General features: G+C 66.5%; 16 protein-coding genes. 12 read left to right on the top strand and 4 right to left on the bottom strand.

Annotation, left to right across the window (positions count from 1 at the left end):
• Positions 1 to 126: 126 nt before the first annotated feature.
• Entirely contained in the window at positions 127 to 654 is a 528-nt protein-coding gene (locus ACM43_RS24615; RefSeq protein ID WP_157285970.1) for an SH3 domain-containing protein, read from the bottom strand.
• 319 nt (positions 655 to 973) lie between these two features.
• Here ACM43_RS24615 and ACM43_RS24610 point away from each other — a divergent pair, with 319 nt between their 5' ends.
• Positions 974 to 1,975 carry a 2-hydroxyacid dehydrogenase gene (locus ACM43_RS24610; protein ID WP_225129577.1) on the top strand — a complete coding sequence of 334 codons (1,002 nt, stop codon included), beginning with the start codon at positions 974 to 976 and terminating at the stop codon, positions 1,973 to 1,975.
• A 3-nt stretch (positions 1,976 to 1,978) separates the two neighbouring features.
• Here the strand turns inward: ACM43_RS24610 and ACM43_RS24605 are convergent, their stop codons facing one another.
• The gene (locus ACM43_RS24605; protein ID WP_271543472.1) at positions 1,979 to 2,890 is read right to left on the bottom strand and encodes a LysR family transcriptional regulator; all 912 of its coding nucleotides are present in this window, start codon (positions 2,888 to 2,890) and stop codon (positions 1,979 to 1,981) included.
• Between the two features lie 112 nt (positions 2,891 to 3,002).
• Between ACM43_RS24605 and ACM43_RS24600 the strand changes: the two genes are divergently transcribed.
• A complete protein-coding gene (locus tag ACM43_RS24600) occupies positions 3,003 to 4,010 on the top strand; it encodes an aldo/keto reductase (protein ID WP_271543470.1) in 1,008 nt (335 codons plus the stop codon).
• Positions 4,011 to 4,019: 9 nt separating this feature from the next.
• Here the strand turns inward: ACM43_RS24600 and ACM43_RS24595 are convergent, their stop codons facing one another.
• Positions 4,020 to 4,823 (bottom strand): HesA/MoeB/ThiF family protein, encoded by an 804-nt coding sequence (locus ACM43_RS24595; protein WP_271543468.1) that lies wholly within the window; start codon positions 4,821 to 4,823, stop codon positions 4,020 to 4,022.
• 263 nt (positions 4,824 to 5,086) lie between these two features.
• Between ACM43_RS24595 and ACM43_RS24590 the strand changes: the two genes are divergently transcribed.
• Positions 5,087 to 6,439 carry a serine protease gene (locus tag ACM43_RS24590; RefSeq protein WP_271543466.1) on the top strand — a complete coding sequence of 451 codons (1,353 nt, stop codon included), beginning with the start codon at positions 5,087 to 5,089 and terminating at the stop codon, positions 6,437 to 6,439.
• A gap of 365 nt (positions 6,440 to 6,804) precedes the next feature.
• A complete protein-coding gene (locus tag ACM43_RS24585; RefSeq protein ID WP_271543464.1) occupies positions 6,805 to 7,548 on the top strand; it encodes a ParA family protein in 744 nt (247 codons plus the stop codon).
• 234 nt (positions 7,549 to 7,782) lie between these two features.
• On the opposite strand, the gene mutM is transcribed toward ACM43_RS24585, so the two are convergent.
• Positions 7,783 to 8,664, bottom strand: a complete 882-nt coding sequence (mutM, locus tag ACM43_RS24580) for a bifunctional DNA-formamidopyrimidine glycosylase/DNA-(apurinic or apyrimidinic site) lyase (RefSeq protein WP_271543462.1) — start codon at positions 8,662 to 8,664, stop codon at positions 7,783 to 7,785.
• A gap of 81 nt (positions 8,665 to 8,745) precedes the next feature.
• Between mutM and ubiE the strand changes: the two genes are divergently transcribed.
• The 8 genes from ubiE to ACM43_RS24540 all read left to right on the top strand — a co-directional run bounded on the left by ubiE (position 8,746) and on the right by ACM43_RS24540 (position 18,499).
• The gene (gene ubiE / locus ACM43_RS24575; protein ID WP_271543460.1) at positions 8,746 to 9,507 is read left to right on the top strand and encodes a bifunctional demethylmenaquinone methyltransferase/2-methoxy-6-polyprenyl-1,4-benzoquinol methylase UbiE; all 762 of its coding nucleotides are present in this window, start codon (positions 8,746 to 8,748) and stop codon (positions 9,505 to 9,507) included.
• The gene (ubiB, locus tag ACM43_RS24570; protein WP_225113801.1) at positions 9,504 to 11,078 is read left to right on the top strand and encodes a 2-polyprenylphenol 6-hydroxylase; all 1,575 of its coding nucleotides are present in this window, start codon (positions 9,504 to 9,506) and stop codon (positions 11,076 to 11,078) included. Before ubiE ends, ubiB begins: the two co-directional genes overlap by 4 nt.
• A 56-nt stretch (positions 11,079 to 11,134) precedes the next feature.
• The gene (coaBC, locus tag ACM43_RS24565) at positions 11,135 to 12,577 is read left to right on the top strand and encodes a bifunctional phosphopantothenoylcysteine decarboxylase/phosphopantothenate--cysteine ligase CoaBC (protein WP_271543456.1); all 1,443 of its coding nucleotides are present in this window, start codon (positions 11,135 to 11,137) and stop codon (positions 12,575 to 12,577) included.
• Positions 12,574 to 13,032 (top strand): dUTP diphosphatase, encoded by a 459-nt coding sequence (dut, locus tag ACM43_RS24560; protein ID WP_225157651.1) that lies wholly within the window; start codon positions 12,574 to 12,576, stop codon positions 13,030 to 13,032. The genes coaBC and dut overlap by 4 nt, the downstream gene beginning before the upstream one ends.
• A gap of 205 nt (positions 13,033 to 13,237) precedes the next feature.
• The gene (locus ACM43_RS24555; RefSeq protein WP_271543452.1) at positions 13,238 to 15,742 is read left to right on the top strand and encodes a sensor histidine kinase; all 2,505 of its coding nucleotides are present in this window, start codon (positions 13,238 to 13,240) and stop codon (positions 15,740 to 15,742) included.
• Positions 15,739 to 17,256: a tRNA (adenosine(37)-N6)-threonylcarbamoyltransferase complex ATPase subunit type 1 TsaE gene (gene tsaE / locus ACM43_RS24550; protein ID WP_271543450.1), complete on the top strand. Its 1,518-nt coding sequence runs from the start codon at positions 15,739 to 15,741 to the stop codon at positions 17,254 to 17,256. The genes ACM43_RS24555 and tsaE overlap by 4 nt, the downstream gene beginning before the upstream one ends.
• Positions 17,257 to 17,343: 87 nt before the next feature.
• Positions 17,344 to 17,661, top strand: coding sequence for a PilZ domain-containing protein (locus ACM43_RS24545; protein WP_036009083.1), 318 nt, complete (start codon positions 17,344 to 17,346; stop codon positions 17,659 to 17,661).
• Positions 17,662 to 17,776: 115 nt separating this feature from the next.
• A complete protein-coding gene (locus tag ACM43_RS24540) occupies positions 17,777 to 18,499 on the top strand; it encodes a nucleotidyltransferase family protein (protein ID WP_271543448.1) in 723 nt (240 codons plus the stop codon).
• Positions 18,500 to 18,604: the final 105 nt, after the last annotated feature.

Genomic DNA, 18,604 nt, shown 5'->3' with positions numbered 1-18,604 from the left:
GTTTGCCGTCATGGCCGGGCTTGTCCCGGCCATCCACGTTTTTGGACTGGGCGTGAAGGACGTGGATGCCCGGGACAAGCCCGGGCATGACGTTGGAGCGGCGAGCGCGCCCTCCGCCTATTGTCCTCAATTCACCTGCTCGTCGGCGTAGACGCCCCAGAGGCGCTCCTGCTGAATCCAGCCGTCGAAGCCGTTGCCGATGACACGGCACCAGCCTGCGGCGCATTTCTTGACCTGGGTGACGACGCCGGCCTGGAGCTTGGCCGCAACCGCGCTGTCGGGATCGGGCCGGTCATAGATCGGAGCGAGATCGTCCTTGTGCTTCATGGTGACGACCGCGGTGCGGCGGCCCGACAGCAGCGAGTGATAGACCCAGCCCTCGGCGCCTTCGGAATCGCGCACCCGGCGCCAGTTCTCGAACTCGGCGGTAATTTCGACCGGCAGGCCGGCGCGGGTGTAGACCCAGGCGACGTCGTTGTCCTTGGTCGGGCCGGCGCGGACGTTCACGTGATCCGATTTGAGGCTGACATAGCGCGGCACCGGCAAGCCGCTGCTGGCCTGCGGGGTATTGTCCTTCGAATGCGAGGGGTCGACCGAGGCGCTCAACCACATGCAAACGAGCGCCATCACCGAACAAAAACGCCCCAACGCCATCAACCCGTCTCCTTCAAGGACCCGGCAGACCGGACCTTCACCCCAACTTCAAACCCTGCCGCACCCGCTCCCTCTCCCGCCCCACGCGGGTTCCAAGCCTTGAGCCGTGGTTCTTGTCTTGGCCCGGCCTTCTGCTAGAGAGAACGGGCATTTGAGCAACCAATTGGCCCCGATTTTCCGGCCGGAAATGTCGGGTGAGCTTGGAGGAAACGCCGGGGACGGACACGGCAAGGGCAGTGTCGAACAACCGGGTTAATGAGGCCTCAACGACCGGCCTTTGGCGACAGAGGCGGCCTGCGATGCCTCATGAGAGCAGGACATGTCGGTGAAGAAAAAGCCCCTCGTCGTGGTGACGCGCAAGCTGCCGGATTCGATCGAGACGCGGATGCGCGAGCTGTTCGACGCGCGGATCAATCTCGACGACACGCCGATGTCGCCCGAGCAGATCGCGGAAGCCGCCCGCACCGCCGACGTGCTGGTTCCGACCGTGACCGATCACATCAGCGCCGAGGTGGTGAACCAGCCCGACTGCAAGCTCCGCCTGATCGCAAATTTCGGCAACGGCGTCGACAATATCGACGTCGCAGCCGCCCATGCCCGCGGCATCACCGTCACCAACACGCCGAAGGTCCTGACCGAAGACACCGCCGACATGACCATGGCGCTGATCCTGGCGGTGCCGCGGCGAATGATCGAAGGCGCCTCGATCCTGACCGAAGGCAAGCCCTGGCCCGGCTGGTCGCCGACCTGGATGCTCGGTCACCGCATCGGGGGCAAACGCCTCGGCATCATCGGCATGGGCCGCATCGGCCAGGCGGTGGCGCGCCGCGCCCGCGCCTTCGGCCTGCAGATCCACTATCACAACCGCCGTCCCGTCGCCCCCGTCATCGCCGAGGAGTTAGGGGCGACCTATTGGGAAAGCCTCGACCAGATGCTGGCGCGGATGGACATCATCTCGGTGAATTGTCCGCACACGCCGGCGACCTATCACCTGCTCTCGGCGCGGCGGCTGAAGCTGATCCGCAAGGACGCCTACATCGTCAACACTGCGCGCGGCGAGGTCACCGACGAGGACACGCTGATCAAGCTAATCGAAGGCGGCGAGATCGGCGGCGCCGGCCTCGACGTCTACGAGCACGAGCCCGCGGTCAACCCGAAGCTGGTGCGGCTCGCCAGGGCCGGCAAGGTGACGCTGCTGCCGCATATGGGCTCGGCCACGATCGAAGGCCGCGTCGAGATGGGCGAGAAGGTGATCATCAACATCCGCACCTTCCTCGACGCCCACAAACCGCCGGACCGCGTGCTGCCGAGCATGCTTTGAGGTTTACTTCCCGCGCCCTTCGCGCTTGCGCCAATCCGCAACGAAATCGATGAACGCGCGCAGCGCCGGCGGCGTCTGGCGCCGGCTCGGATAATACAGGAACGGGCCCGGAAACGGCTCGCACCATTCTTCCATCAGGCTGATCAGATCGCCGGACTTCACGGCATCGCCGACATAGCCGTCGAGCGTGGCCCAGATGCCGACGCCGTCGAGCGCGGCGCGCATCGCAAGATTCATATTGGTCGAGATCAGCTTCGCCGGCGGATCGACCTTCACGACCTGCCCGGCTCTCTCGAATTCCAGATCGTGCATGACGCCGCTCGAATAGCGCGCGCGGATGCAATCATGGTCGAGCAGGTCCTTCGGATGAAGCGGCCTGCCGCGCCGCGCGATGTAACCGGGCGAAGCGACCACGACATAGCGCTGCGGGCCGCTCAGCGGGATCGCCACCATGTCCTGCGCGAGATGCTCGCCATAGCGCACGCCGGCGTCATAGCCCCCGCTCACGATGTCGACGAAGCCGCTTTCGCTGACGATGTCGAGATCGACCTGCGGATGGGCGCGCAGGAACGGCCCGGCCAGCGGCGCCAGCACCAGATCGACCGCGGGCGGCGGCGCATTGATGCGCAGGCGGCCCGAGGCGACCTCGCGCAGGCCCCGCACCTGCTCCAGGGCATCGCCGACATCGCGCAGCGCCGGTGCGACGCGCGACAGCAGCAGCTCACCCGCCTCGGTCAGCGCGACGCTGCGGGTGGTGCGGTTCATCAGGCGCACGCCGAGACGTTCCTCCAGGTCCCGCAGCCGTTGGCTAAGGCTCGATACGGACACGCGAATTTCGACCGCCGCCCGCCGGAAATTGCGGGTGCGGGCAACCGCCACGAAGACATCGAGATCGCGCAGATCGGGCTCGGCCATTGTTCGCCAATGTGAACAAGGCGTTCTGGATTGTCCAGCTTATCGGCGCAATCGCTCCGGCTCATATCTGGCCTCGTGACGCGGCCCAGCCGCCTTCTCGAGGAGAAAAATCATGGAACAGCGCAAACTCGGTTCAACCGGCCCGACCGTCTCCACATTCGGCCTCGGCTGCATGGGCATGTCGGAGGTCTACGGCGCCGCCGATCGCGGCGAGGCCATCGCCACGGTGCACGCGGCGCTCGATGCCGGCATCACCCTGCTCGACACCGGCGATTTCTACGCCATGGGGCACAACGAGACGCTGTTGCGGGAAGCCCTGAAGGAGGTGCCGCGCGAAAAGGTGCAGCTCAGCGTCAAGTACGGCGCGCTGCGCGGGCCGGCCGGCGAATTCGCGGGAATGGACACGAGGCCGGCGGCGACAAAAAACTTCCTCGCCTATTCGCTGCAGCGCCTCGGCACCGACTATGTCGACATCTACCGTCCCGCGCGTCTCGATCCCAATGTGCCGATCGAGGAGACCATCGGTGGTCTCGCCGAGCTCGTGAAGGCCGGCTATGTCAGGCATATCGGCCTGTCCGAGGTCGGCTCCGACACCATCCGCCGCGCGCATGCGGTGCATCCGATCGCCGATCTCCAGATCGAATATTCGCTGATCGAGCGCGGCATCGAACGCGGTATCCTGAAGACCTGCCGCGAGCTCGGCATTGGCATCACCGCTTACGGCGTGCTCGCGCGCGGCCTGATCAGCGGCCACTGGTCGAAGGACTCAGGCAAGGCCGGCCGTGACTACCGGCTGATGACGCCGCGCTTCCAGGGTGCGAACCTCGACACCAATCTCGCGCTGGTGGAGCAGCTGCGCGCAATCGCAAATGAGATCGGCGCAACGCCGGCACAGGTTGCGATCGCCTGGGTCGCGGCACAGGACAACGCGATCGTGCCGCTGGTTGGCGCCCGCACCCGCAACCGCCTCAGCGAAGCGCTTGGCGCAACGAAGGTGACGCTGACGCCGGCGCATCTCGAGGCGCTGGCCAAGGCGTTTCCGCCCGATATCGCGGCCGGCACGCGCTACCCGGCCGAGCATATGGCGCATCTCGACAGCGAGAAGCCGGCGACGGCGTGACCGTAGCAATCAGCTGCGATGGAAGCTGAGATCCTCGAACACGGGCCCGTCGCCGTTGAGCGGATTGGCGGGATCGCGTGAATAGCGCAGCGTCTCGAAGCGCATCGCGCGCGCATCGATCATCAGGAGGCGGCCGACGAGGCCGTCGCCGAAGCCGACGATCTCGCGGATCGCCTCCAGCGCCATCATCGAGCCGAGCACGCCCGCGAGCGCGCCCATGACGCCGGCCTCCGCACAGGCCGGCACCGTGCCGGGCGGCGGCGCTTCCGGAAACAGGCAGCGGTAGGTCGGATTGAACTCGCCCTGCTCGTTCGTCTCATGCGCGCGGATGGTGGTCAGCGAGCCGTCGAAGGTGCCGAGCGCCGCTGATATCAGCGGCCGCTTGGCGAAGAAGCAGGCGTCGGAAACGAGATAGCGTGTCGAGAAATTGTCGGAGCCGTCGAGCACGAGGTCGTAATCGCCGATCAGGCTGAGCGCGTTATCCGCGTTGAGCCAGGTGGCGTGACCGATGAAGCGGACATGTGGGTTGAGCGCCGCGATCCGCTCGGCGGCACTCTCGACCTTGTGCCGCCCGATATCGGGCGTCGTATGGATCACCTGGCGCTGCAGGTTGGACAGCGACACCACGTCGTCGTCGACCACGCCGAGCGTGCCAATGCCGGCGGCGGCCAGATACATCAGCGCAGGCGCGCCGAGCCCACCGGCGCCGATCACCAGTACCGAGGCCCGCTTCAGCGCCGCCTGGCCGGGGCCGCCGACGTCGCGCAACACGATGTGGCGGGCATAGCGTTCGAGTTCGTCCGGGCTCAGCATCGTCTTACGCCTCTCCTACCAAGCCATCGCTTTCACGCCTCATGGTGAGGAGCGCGGAACGCGCGTCTCGAACCATGCAGGCCCGGATCTCACCCGGGGCCATCCTTCGAGACGCGGCCTTCGGCCGCTCCTCAGGATGAGGACCTGTGTACACGGCCCGACCTTAGGCCTGAACCGCCGCAACATTGTTCGCGACCAACGAGATGTGCTTCAATCGCATGCTTTTCAATGTTTTGGCGTTCAACGGGCTGGCTGGATTTGTCATGAGATCGATGCTTGCGGCAACACTGATGTTGGCGGCTGCCACGGGCGCGCACGCCCAGATGACGACGCCCCAAGTGCCAGGCGCCACCCCGAAGACGGTCCAGACCGTTCCGGTCAAGCCCCCTGCGATGCAGACGCCGTCCGCGACGGCCGATGCCATGGCCAAAGCCGAGCGGCTGGCCCTGCAGTCCGACCTCGCCTGGGTCGGACAATATAACGGCGCCATCACCGGCGACGTCAGCGAGCGCATGGTCAACGCCATCAAGGAGTACCAGAAGGCCAAGGGCGGCAAGCCGACCGGCGTGCTCAATCCGCAGGAGCGCACCGCGCTCACTGAGGCGGCACGCAAGAAGCAGGAGAGCGTCGGCTGGAAGATCGTGACGGAGCCGACCAGCGGCGCCCGGCTCGGCATTCCCGGCAAGCTGGTGCCGCAGCAGGCAAGCGACGCCAACGGCTCGAAATGGACCTCGCCGACAGGGACGGTGCAGGTGGTTCTCAGCCGCCGCAAGGAGACGAACCCGACCTCGGCCAAGCTCGCCGATCTCGAGAAGGAGCCGTCCGGCCGCAAGGTCGATTACACCGTGGTGAAGCCGGATTTCTTCGTGCTGTCGGGCTTGCAGGGCGAGAAGAAGTTCTACGTCCGCGGCACCTTCAAGGGCGACGAGGTCCGCACCATGACGATCATCTACGACCAGGCGACAGAGAATACTGTCGAGCCGGTCGTGATCGCGATGTCGAGCGCGTTCAACGCGTTTCCGTCGGGACCGCTGGCCGGGCCGCCGCCGCGCAAGACCGTCGAATACGGCACCGGCGTCGTCGTCAGCGAGGACGGCGCGATCGTCACCGACCGCCTCGTCACCGATGGCTGCCTTGCGATCACGATCGCCGGCCATGGCAGCGCCGACCGTCTCGCCGAGGACAAGGAGCACGATCTCGCGCTGCTGCGCATCTACGGCGCGCGCGACCTGAGGCCGCTCAGCCTCGCCGGAGGGGCCGCGAAGACCAATGTCGATGTCGTCGGCATCGCCGATCCGCAAAGCCAGGGCGGCGCGGCCGCCGTGTCGAACCTCAAGGCCGCGCTGACGCCGGCGACGAGCAGCAATTCCGCGCTCTCGCCGCCGCCGCCGGTCGGCTTCTCCGGCAGCCCGGCCGTCGACGGCGACGGCAAGTTCGCCGGCATCGCGCTGCTGAAGCCGGCGGTGGTCGCGGGACCCGCGACGTCGGCATCACAGGCGATGATGGTCTCTGCCGAGGCGGTGCGCGGGTTTCTCAAGGCGAAGGGCGTCAGCCCGAATGGCACGTCGACAGACGCCAAAGCCGCCGTCGTGCGCGTGATCTGCGTGCGGAAATAAGGCGCTGCCGGCATCTCAATCCTCGTGTCCCGGACGCGGTGCGGCATGAAATGCCGCTCCGCTGAGCCGGGACCCATATTTCAACAGTCGCGCTTGTGGCTTCTGGGCCCCGGCTCTGCAGCCCACCGCTATCGCGTTGCGCTTTGTCCGGGGCACGGACCGCCTCACGTACGATTACGGAGCCGGTAATGGTACGGATTCGCTGGCATTCGCGATTCCGCCATCATCGTTACCGTTGATTCGGACCTCCGCGATCCCCTTTGGATCGGGCCGGCACGTCCTGAGCGAGAAGCGCTCAGCATCCAGAAGCGATGCACGTTCGCGTGGCGTATCCCTGACCCAGCACTCCAAAGGATTGACCTTCAATGCACACGATCGTACTGGCCACCCAAAAGGGCGGCAGCGGCAAGAGCACGCTTGCCATCGGCCTCGCTCTGGCCGCCAAGCAGGCCGGCTTCACCGTCCGCCTGATCGAGACCGACCCGCAGGGCACCCTCTCCAACTGGCAGCGCCGCCGCTCTACCGACGATCTCGTCGTCGAGCCGATCTATCACGCCGCCGATATCGAGCCGCGTCTCAAGATGCTCGCCGGGAGCGGCCTCCAGCTCGCGATCGTCGACACTGCCGCCGGCCTCAGCGCCGCCACCACCGCCGCGATCCGCCATTCCGACCTCTGCCTGATCCCGGCCCGTCCCAGCGTCGCCGACATCGAGGCGACCGTCTCGACGCTCAGCGTCGCCCGTGCCTGGAAGCGGCCTTACAGCTTCGTGCTCAACCAGACGCCGATCCGCGGCCAGCGCATCGACAACGCCGCGACCGCGCTCGCCGAGGAAGCCGCGCTCGATCTTGCCGAGGTGCTCGCGCGTCCGCTGATCGTGATGCGCAACGATCACCAGGACGCGCTTGCGAGCGGCCTTGCCGTGAATGAATTCGCGCCGAACGGCAAATCGGCGGACGAGATCCGCGGCCTCTGGCGCTGGATCGAGACCCGGCTCGAGCTCGAAGCCACCACCAATGTCCTGATCGACCAGGTCATCTCGGCTACGCACGGCATGCTGCAGATCGCTGCAGGCAAGGCGTCGGACGAGACCACGACACTGGCGTCCTGAGCGGGGCGATCGCTCGGACGACAGTCGGGCTCTTCGCCATCCGGTGAAAGAGCCCAAGCGACGAAGCAGTCCGGCCACCAGCCCGGCCGGATTGCTTCGCCTCGCGCGTTGTAGCGAGGGCTCCCGTAGCCTGGATGAAGCGAAGCGCAATCCAGGAAGGTCTCTCCGCGGAGAGGCCGGCCCCGGATTACGCTGCGCTCCATCCGGGCTACGACGCTGCGGCAATCCCGATGGTCACTTCTGACATTTCGGGCACCAGAAGGTCGAACGACCGTTCTGCACGAACCGCTTGATCGTGCCGCCGCAGCGCGGCGTCGTGCATTTTTCGCCTTCGCGGTCATAGACCCTGAACGAATGCTGGAAATAGCCGAGCTCGCCCGAGGTCTGGCGGTGATCGCGCAAGCTGGAGCCGCCGGCCTTGATGGCGTCGTTCAGCACGGTGTGGATCGCGCCGACCAAGCGCTTGGCATGATCCGTCGGCTCGCCCTTCCTGGTGGATAGGGTCGCTGCAATGCGCCGCGGCGACAGATGCGAGCGGTGCAGCGCCTCGCAGACATAGATGTTGCCGAGCCCGGCCACCACGCGCTGGTCGAGCAGCGCGGCCTTCAGGCTCGTGGTCTTGCCTTGGCAGGAGCGCGCCAGCATCGCCGCGTCGAATTCATTGCCGAGCGGCTCGGGGCCGAGCCCGCGCAGCAGCGGATCGTCTTCGAGCGCGCCACGCGCAATCACTTTCATGTATCCGAAGCGGCGCGGATCGTTGAAGACGATGTCGGCGCCCGAGGACATCCGAAACAGCACGTGGTCGTGCGCGGAGTCTTTGGCCTTCGGATAATGAAACTCGCCCGGCTGAGCCTCGTTGTCCGGCTTGATGACGCGGAACGAGCCCGACATGCCCAGATGCATCAGGAGCACGTCGCCGGAGGCGAGATCGGCCATGAGATATTTTGCACGGCGCCCCAGCCCCGTGACGACCTGCCCCTTGAGCCGGGCCACGAAGTCGGGCTGGAACGGAAAGCGCAAATCTGGCCGGCGGGCCTCCGCGTCGAGGATTTTCGCACCCTCCATCACGGGCTGAAGGCCGCGGCGGACGGTCTCGACTTCGGGCAATTCAGGCATGGTCGGGCATTCACCTTATGAGGGCGGTGTGATAGCGCCATTGCGGCGGGCGGGCTATGGTCCGTCGAGTGGAGTAGAGTAATGGATCGGCCGGGCGAAACCACGCATTTTGGCTTCAGGGACGTTCCCCTCGGGGACAAGCAGACGCTGGTGAACGATGTGTTTCGCAGCGTGGCGTCGCGCTATGACCTGATGAACGATTTGATGTCCGGCGGCCTGCACCGGGTCTGGAAGGACATCATGATCACCGCGCTGGATCCGCCGAGGGGCGACCGGCCGTTCGCGCTGCTTGACGTCGCCGGCGGCACCGGCGACATCTCGTTCCGCGCCGCCAAGGCAGCCGGCCCCGGCTTCCACGCCACGGTGTGCGACATCAATGCAAACATGCTGGCCGTGGGGCGCGAACGCGCCGCCAAGCGTCATTTGGACACCCAGGTCGATTTCGTCGAAGGCAACGCCGAGGCGCTTGGCTTCGCCGACCGCAGCTTCGATGCCTACACGATCGCTTTCGGCATCCGCAACGTGCCGCGGATCGACCTTGCGCTGCGCGAGGCCTATCGCGTGCTGAGGCCCGGCAGCCGCTTCCTGTGTTTGGAATTCTCCACCGTCGAGATGCCCGGCCTCGACAAGCTCTATGATCTGTTCTCGTTCAAGGTGATCCCGCCGCTCGGGCGCATGGTCACGGGCGACGCCGAATCGTACCAATATCTCGTCGAGTCCATTCGCAAATTTCCAAGGCCGGCCGCCTTCGCCGACATGATCCGCGAGGCCGGCTTTGCCCGCGTCAGCTGGCAGACACTCTCCGGCGGCATCGTCGCACTGCATTCGGGCTGGCGTTTGTGATCTCTGCCGTCACCCACATTGCGCGCCTGATCCGCGCCGCGTTCGTGTTTGCGCACGAAGGCGTGTTCGGCGCGGTCGATCCGAGCCTGGTGCCGCCGCCGGGACAGCTCGCGCTGAAGCTGGCGCGCATCATCGAGCGCCGTGGCGCCAAGCAGGGACCGCGGATCTCGCGCGCGCTGACGCGGATGGGCCCGGCCTATCTCAAGCTCGGCCAGTTCCTGGCCACGCGCCCCGATGTGGTCGGCGTCATCATGGCGCGCGATCTCGAAAGCCTGCAGGACCGCCTGCCGCCGTTTCCGCAGCAGGAAGCCGAGGCCACGATCGCGACCTCGCTGGAGCGGCCGCTGACGGACATCTTTGTGAGCTTCGGCCCGCCGGTCGCGGCGGCCTCGATCGCGCAGGTGCATCGCGGCGAGGTGGTGCGCGACGGCATCCGCAAGTCCGTTGCGATCAAGGTGCTGAGACCCAACGTCGCCGCGCGCTTCCGCCGCGATCTCTCCGATTTCTTCTACGTCGCGCACAAGGCCGAGGCCTATTCGGCCGAGGCGCGGCGCCTGCGCCTGATCGAGGTCATCAACACCATGTCGCGCTCGGTCGCGATGGAGATGGACCTGCGGCTCGAGGCTGCCGCGCTGTCGGAGATGGCGGAGAACACGCGCGACGATCCCGATTTCCGCGTGCCCGCCGTCGACTGGGACCGCACCACGCACAACGTGCTGACGATGGAGTGGATCGACGGCATCGCGCTGAACGATCACAAGCGCCTCGCCGAGGCGCGGGTCGACCTGCCCGATCTCGGCCGCAAGGTGATCCAGAGCTTCCTGCGCCACGCGCTGCGCGACGGCTTCTTCCATGCCGACATGCATCCGGGCAATCTGTTCCTGGATGACGCCGGCCGCCTCGTCGCGGTCGATTTCGGCATCATGGGCCGGCTCGGCATGAAGGAGCGGCGCTTTCTCGCCGAGATCCTGCTCGGCTTCATCACCCGCGATTATCGCCGCGTGGCCGAGGTGCATTTCGAGGCCGGCTATGTGCCCGCGCATCATTCGGTCGAGAATTTTGCGCAAGCCATCCGCGCCATCGGCGAGCCGATCCACAACCGCACCGCCGAGGAGATCTCGATGGCGCGGCTGCTCACGCTGCTGCTCGAGGTCACCGGCCTGTTCGACATGACGACGCGGCCCGAGCTGATCCTGCTGCAGAAGACCATGGTGGTGGTCGAGGGCGTGGCGCGCGGCTTCGATCCCAAGCTCGACATCTGGCGGATCGCCGACCCCGTGGTGCGCGAATGGATCGAGCGCAACCTCGGACCCATCGGCCGCATCGAGGGCGCGCTCGCGGGGACCGGGGACATCGCGCGGGTCTTGATGCGCCTGCCTGAGATCGCCGAGCGGTCCGTGAAGGTGCTTGAGCAGCTCGAGACCATGACGCGGGAGGGCATCAGGCTGTCGCCGGAGAGCATCGCCGCCATGGGACGCAGCGAGGGCCGCAAGAACCGCTGGCGCACCGTGGCGCTCTGGATCATCGCCGCGACCTTCATCGGGATTCTGATCGCCGTCCGGAATCTGTGATTGCACTGCAATCACGCTGGTGATAGCATTGCTATCATTCCGTTCCGGAGGGCGTCATGGCCAGCCTGACCATCCGCAAGCTCGACGACGCCGTCAAAACCTATCTGCGGCTGCGCTCGGCCAAGAACCACAGGTCGGTCGAAGAGGAGGTCCGGGTCATCCTGCGGGAGCTGATCGAGGGCCGTGAGGAGCCGCTGACGCCGTTTGCGGTGCCCTCCGCCGCCCCGACGCCGCAGCGCAGCGGCGCCGTTCCCGAGGCCAGCGTCACCCTGATCATCGGCGGCGGGATTGCGGCCTATAAGTCGCTCGACCTGATCCGCAGGCTGAAGGAGCGCCGCATCGAGGTCCGCTGCGTGCTGACCAAGGCGGCCCAGCAATTCGTGACGCCGCTGGCCGCGAGCGCCCTGTCGCATGAGCGCGTCTATACCGACCTGTTCGACCCGCAGAGCGAGTTCGATGCCGGCCATATACGCCTCGCGCGCGACTGCGACCTGATCGTGGTGGCGCCGGCCACCGCCGACCTGATGGCGAAGATGGCGAACGGTCATGCCGACGATCTCGCCAGCGCCATCCTGCTCGCGACCAACCGCAAGGTGCTGCTGGCGCCGGCGATGAATCCGCTGATGTGGAGCAACGCGGCGACGCGCCGCAACGTCGCCCAGCTCCAGCGCGACGGCGTGGTGCTGATCGGCCCGAATGCGGGCGAGATGGCCGAAGCCGGTGAAGCCGGAACGGGCCGCATGTCGGAAGCCATCGAGATCGCCAATGCCGCCGAGCGCCTGCTGCGGCCGCCGACGCCGAAGCCGCTCGCGGGCACGCGCATGCTGATCACCGCCGGTCCCACCCATGAGGCGATCGACCCCGTGCGCTATATCGCCAACCGTTCCTCCGGCAAGCAGGGCTTTGCCATTGCCGCCGCTGCGCAGGCCGCGGGCGCCGAGGTTGTTCTGGTGAGCGGTCCGGTCGATCTCGACGATCCCCCGGGCGTGACGGTGAAGCATGTCGAATCGGCGCGGCAGATGCTGGAGCAGGTCAAGGCCGCGCTTCCCACCGACGTCGCGATCTTCGCCGCCGCAGTCGCCGACTGGCGCGTCGCCAATGAAGGCGAGCAGAAGCTGAAGAAAACCGCGGCCGGCATGCCGCCGCTGCAATTGGTCGAGAACCCCGACATTCTCGCCACCATCTCCAAGCTCGCCGACAACCGCCCGAGGCTCGTGATCGGCTTTGCCGCCGAGACCGAGCACCTCATCGACAACGCCAAAGCAAAATTCGCGCGCAAGGGCTGCGACTGGATCGTCGCCAACGACGTCTCGCCCGCCACCGGCGTGATGGGCGGCGACCGCAACACGGTCCACCTGCTCAGCCGCAAGACCGGTGCGCCGGACGGCGAGATTGCAGTTGATTCCTGGCCGGCGATGACCAAGGAACAGGTCGCCATCGAACTGGTCGCGCATATCGCGAAGAGCGTGACCGGCAAATCCCTGGAGTCCGCATCTTGAGCACGAAGGTTACCGTCGAGCTGCAACGCCTCGCCCACGCCGAGGGCCTGCCGCTGCCGGCCTATCAGACCAGCGAGGCCGCCGGCCTCGATCTGATGGCGGCGGTGCCGGACAACGAGCCCATGACGCTCGCACCAGGCCAATACGCGCTGGTGCCGACCGGCCTTGCCATCGCCTTGCCGCCCGGACACGAGGCGCAGGTGCGGCCGCGTTCGGGGCTGGCGGCCAAGCACGGCGTCACCGTGCTGAATTCGCCGGGCACGATCGATGCGGACTACCGCGGCGAGATCAAGGTGATCCTGATCAATCACGGCACCGCGCCTTTCGTGATCAAGCGCGGCGAGCGCATCGCCCAGATGGTGATCGCGCCGGTGCTGCAGGCCGCGCTGGTTCCCGTCGCCACGTTGTCGTCGACCGACCGCGGCGCCGGCGGCTTCGGCTCGACGGGGCGCTAACCCAAGACAGCTCCAGCCGAATCATCCGCAGAATCACGTGCGTTGGAACAACGCGCGGGGCATTTTTTTGGGGCGGCCTTTGCGTTCACGATCTGGACTCTTACCGGCGGAGTCGCGGTGAGGGTATTGTCTTTTGATTCGCGCGCGACGGGGGTCGCCGCGCGCAGATTCGTGCGGTCTTGAATTTCCGCGTCTTGGGGCAACTATGTCAGGCGTGATCGTGTCGATGCGTCGGACGCTGTTGTCGTGCACATCGCTGGCGCGCAACGGCTTGGTGGGAGGCGCTCTCGCAGCGCTGCTGCCGGCTGCGCCGGCCAAGGCCGCCGACCTCGTCGACACCCTCGCCCTTGTGATGGATCTCAACCGGCAGGAACTCGCGGTGCTCGCCACCGCGCTGGCCCTGCTCGGCTTCTCGGTGATGGCCGCGATCTTGTTGATGCGCACGCGGGTGCGCACGGCGAAGAACGAGGCGCGGCTGCGCGCGCGGATCGGGGAACTTCAGCTCCAGGCCGACCGCTTCGGCGCGCTGTTGTTCGCCGAGCCGCAGATCCTGATCTCATGGCCGGCGGGCGACAACCGCGCGCAGATCTCCGGCGAAATCGCGCTGGTGCTGCCGCGCGATTCCTCGCCGCAGCGTGTGCTGGCGTTCGGAACCTGGCTGCCGCCGGAACCGGCGCTGCTGATGGACCATGCGGTCGATGCGCTGCGCGAGCGCGGCGACGGGTTCCAGCTGACGCTGACCACCGCGCACGGCCATATGCTGGAAGCGATCGGGCGCGCCATCGGCGGCCAGGCCATCGTCCGCATTCGCGAGCTCTCGGGCCTCCGCCGCGATCTGGCCGAGACCAATCTGCGCTACAAGGCACTCTCCGACGAGACCGAGATGCTTCGCGGCTTTGCCGCGGCCGCACCGTGGCCGATCTGGGCGAAGGGCGAAAACGGCACGCTGACCTACGCCAACCCGGCCTATGTGCGCGCCACCGAGGCGGCCAGCGCCATCGATGCCCAGGAGCGCAAGCTCGAGCTGCTCGACAGCGACGACCGCAATGCGATGGAGCGGGGGCTCAAGGACGCCGCCAATTTCACCTCGCGGCTGCCGATCGTGGTCGGCGGCGAACGGCGCATCTACGACGTGCGCGCCGTCAATGTCGGCAGCGGCAGCGTCGGCGTCGCGATCGATGCCAGCGAGGCGGATGCGCTGAGCTCGGCGCTGGTGCGCATGGCGGAGGCGCACCGCCGCACGCTCGACCAGCTCTCCTCCGGCGTTGCCGTGTTCGACGGCCAGCGGCGCCTTGCCTTCTACAACGATTCCTATCGCCGGCTGTGGGATCTCGATCGCAACTTCCTCGACGCCCATCCGGATGATTCCAGCGTGCTCGACCAGCTCCGCGCCGCGCGCAAATTACCGGAGCAGTCGGATTTCCGCGCCTGGAAGGCCAAGCTGCACGAGGCCTATCGCGCGGTCGAGACCGCCAAGGACACCTGGTTCCTGCCTGACGGCCGCGCGCTCTCGGTCGTCACCACGCCGAACCCGGAAGGAGGCGTCACCTATCTGTTCGACGACGTCACCGAAAGTCTCGACCTCGCCCGCCGCTTCGACGGCCTGATCCGCGTCCAGCGCGAGACGCTGGACAGCCTCGCCGAGGGCGTCGCGGTGTTCGGCAGCAACGGCAAGGCGCAGCTGTTCAATCCGGCCTTCGTGCGGATGTGGAAGCTGTCGAGCGATGCGATGCGCGACGAGCCGCATATCCAGACCGTCGAAGGCTGGTGCCATCAGCTGTTCGACGATCCGCAAGTCTGGCGCCAGATCCGCGAGGCCATCACCTCGATCGAGAACCGCGCCGACGTGCCGCTGAAGCTGGAGCGCAAGGACGGCAGCGTGCTCGACGGCATGATCCGGCCGCTGCCGGACGGCGCAACCATGCTGACCTTCCAGGACATCACCGACACCGAGAATGTCGAGCGCGCGCTGCGCGAGCGCAACGAGGCGCTGGAGGCGGCCGACCAGATGAAGGTGGATTTCGTCCACCACGTCTCCTACGAGCTGCGCTCGCCGCTCACCACCATCATCGGCTTTGCGCATTTCCTCAGCGATCCCTCGACCGGACCGCTGACGCCGAAGCAGGCCGAATATCTCGACTACGTCACCAAATCGACCAACGCTCTGCTCGCGCTCACCAACAACATCCTGGATCTCGCCACCATCGACGCCGGCGCGATGAAGCTGGAACTCGGACAGGTCGACGTCAGCAAGGCCATCGAGCTTGCCGCCGAGGGCATCCAGGACCGGCTCGCCACCGACCGCATCCGCCTCAAGGTCGAGATCGCGCCCGACGTCGGCAGCTTCGTCGGCGACGAGAAGCGCGTGGTGCAGGTGCTCTATAACCTCCTCGCCAACGCCGTCGGGTTTTCTCCACAGGATTCCACCGTCGGCATCAGCGCGCGGCGCACCGAACGCAGCGTGGTCTTCACCGTGACAGATTCCGGCCCTGGAATACCTGCCGACATGAAGGACAAGGTGTTCAACTGGTTCGAAAGCCGCTCGCAAGGCTCGCGTCACCGCGGCGCCGGGCTCGGCCTGTCGCTGGTGCGCTCCTTCGTCGAGCTGCATGGCGGCAAGGTGCGGGTGGATTCGATCGTCGGCCGCGGCACGGTCGTGATTTGCGATTTCCCGACCGACCAGGCGGCGCATCGCGACGCCGCCGAATGACGGAAACAACCACATTCTCCGTCGCGCTTCACAACGAGACGGCCACGGCGCAGCTGATGGCCGACCTCGCGCTGCTGGTCGGCCCCGGGGACGTCATCACCCTCACCGGCGATCTCGGCGCCGGCAAGACCGCGGCGGCGCGCAGCCTGATCCGCTATCTCGCCGCCGACGATGCGCTGGAAGTGCCGAGCCCGACCTTCACGCTGGTGCAGGGCTACGAGCTGCCACCCTTCCCGGTGCTGCATGCCGATCTCTACCGCGTCGAGGACGAGAGCGAGCTCGAGGAGATCGGGCTGTCGCCGCTGCCCGATGCCACGCTGGTGCTGATCGAATGGCCGGAGCGCGCTCCGTCGGCGATGCCCGAGGACCGCATCGACATCGCGCTGACGCACCGGCCGGCGCTGGGCGCGAGCGCGCGTGCCGCCGACATCACAGGCCATGGCCAGAGCGCAGCTACAGTCGCGCGGCTGAAGGCGCTGCGCGAATTCCTCGACGCATCCGGTTACATCGATGCGACGCGCAGACGCATGCCGGGCGACGCCTCGACACGCTCCTACGCGCGGCTCGTGCGCGATGAGGAGATCGTCATCCTCATGAACTTCCCGCAGCGGCCCGACGGCGCGGCGCTCTACAACGGAAAATCCTACAGCGCCGCGGTGCATCTGGCCGAGAACATCAGGCCTTTCGTTGCCATGGACGAAGGCTTGCGCGTGGTGGGGATCTCGGCGCCCGCGATCCACCATTACGATCTCGACCACGGCTTCCTGATCTCAGAGGATTTCGGCAGTGAAGGCGTGATCGAAGGTGACCCGCCGCGCCCGATCGCCGAACGTTACGAAGCTGCGACAGACGTGCTGGCCGTGCTGCACAGAAGGACGTTGCCGGAGACGCTGCAGCTGCCGGATCAGACCTACACCATTCCTGCCTTCGACACCGAGGCGCTACTGATCGAGATCGGGTTGATGCCGGAATGGTATCTGCCCGATCGCAACGCGCCGCTGAGCGATGCGAAGCGCGCAGAGTTCTTCGCGATGTGGCGCGAGTTGCTGAAAAAGCCGTTGGCCGGGCCGAGGACGTGGGTCATCCGCGATTATCACTCGCCGAACTTGATCTGGCTCGCTGACCGCGACGCCATCAAACGCGTCGGCGTGATCGACTTCCAGGACACCGTGCTCGGGCCGCACTCTTATGACGTGGTATCGCTGCTGCAGGATGCTCGTCTCGACGTCCCTGAAACTCTCGAGCTGACGCTGCTGTCGCGCTACATCAAGGCGCGGCGGGCGCAGGATTCGAGCTTCGACGCCGTCGGCTTCGCCGAGAGCTACGCGATCATGTCGGCGCAGCGGAACACGCGCCTGCTCGGCACCTTCGCCCGGCTCAACCGCCGCGACGGCAAGCCGCATTATCTGCGCCACCAGCCGCGGATCTGGACCTATCTCCAGCGCTCGCTGGCGCATCCCACGCTCGCCCATCTGCGCGACTGGTATCTCGCCAACGTCCCGCCGCCGGGCTGATACAGGACCGATTTACCGGCCGTTAGCCAAGATGTCGCTATTCTGGCGCCGAGGGAGCCGGAACATTGCGGGGCTGGAGCGGGGCAGATGGCAGCGAAAGCGGATCAGCGCGGAAATAGCCGGGTTATTTTCGAGCGCGGGTTTTCGGCCCAGATGATGGGAATCGACGGCACCTGGCGGCGCGACTGCACCATGGAGGACGTCTCCGAGACCGGCGCCAAGCTGACCATAGACGGCTCGGTCGAAGGCCTGCATCTGAAGGAATTCTTTCTCCTGCTGTCCTCCACGGGGCTCGCCTACCGGCGTTGCGAGCTGGCCTGGGTCAATGGCGACCAGATCGGCGTCAATTTCCTGAAAGTCGGCGACAAGAAGAAAAAGGTACGTTCCACAGCCGTTGGGGCGTGACGGCAACACCCGTCGTACAACCGTCACGACGGGTGGTTAAGGCGGTCGAGATGCGGTGCGGCAATTCGAGCCTCGTGTTAGGATTGCGAACGCGAAAGGTCTGAGAAAGCGAAGGATGTCCGTCAAACCGACCAAAGCCATGGTGCTCGCCGCAGGGTTTGGCCTGCGCATGCGCCCCCTGACGGACAAGATGCCGAAGCCGATGGTGCCGGTCGCAGGCCAGCCGTTGCTCGACCACGTGCTCGACAAGCTCGGCCAGGCCGGCGTGACGGAGGCGGTGGTCAACGTGCACTATTTGCCGGACCAGATCATCGACCACGTCGCATCACGCCAGCTTCCGCGCGTGACGATCTCCGACGAGCGCAACCAGGTGCTCGGCACCGGCGGCGGCGTCGTCAAGGCGCTGCCGCTGCTCGGCGATGCGCCGTTCTTCCATGTCAATTCCGACACGCTGTGGATCGACGGCGTGCGCTCGAACCTGACGCGGCTCGCCGAAAACTTCGATCCCGATCGCATGGACATCCTGCTGCTGATGGCGCCGACCGCGACCAGCATCGGCTATGGCGGCCGCGGCGATTACGGCATGCTGCCCGACGGCGCCTTGCGCAAGCGCAAGGAGAAGGAGGTCGTTCCGTTCGTCTATGCCGGCGCCGCGATCATGTCGCCCGCGATCTTCGCGGACGCACCCAAGGGCGAATTCTCGCTGACCAAAATGTTCGACCGCGCCAACGAGCAGGAACGGCTGTTCGGCCTGCGCCTCGACGGCGTCTGGATGCATGTCGGCACGCCCGACGCCGTGCGCGCCGCGGAAGAGGCGTTTCTGGAGAGCGTGGCTTAGGGGCTGCCTCGAAGACGGTGCCGTAGGGTGGGCAAAGGCGCCCTTGCGCCGTGCCCACCATCTCTCTCCAAAAAATACGTGGGCACGCTTCGCTTTGCCCACCCT

The organism is Bradyrhizobium sp. CCBAU 45321, from assembly GCF_028128975.1.
GTDB lineage: Bacteria > Pseudomonadota > Alphaproteobacteria > Rhizobiales > Xanthobacteraceae > Bradyrhizobium > Bradyrhizobium yuanmingense.
This window is presented reverse-complemented; position numbering and strand designations above follow the sequence as displayed.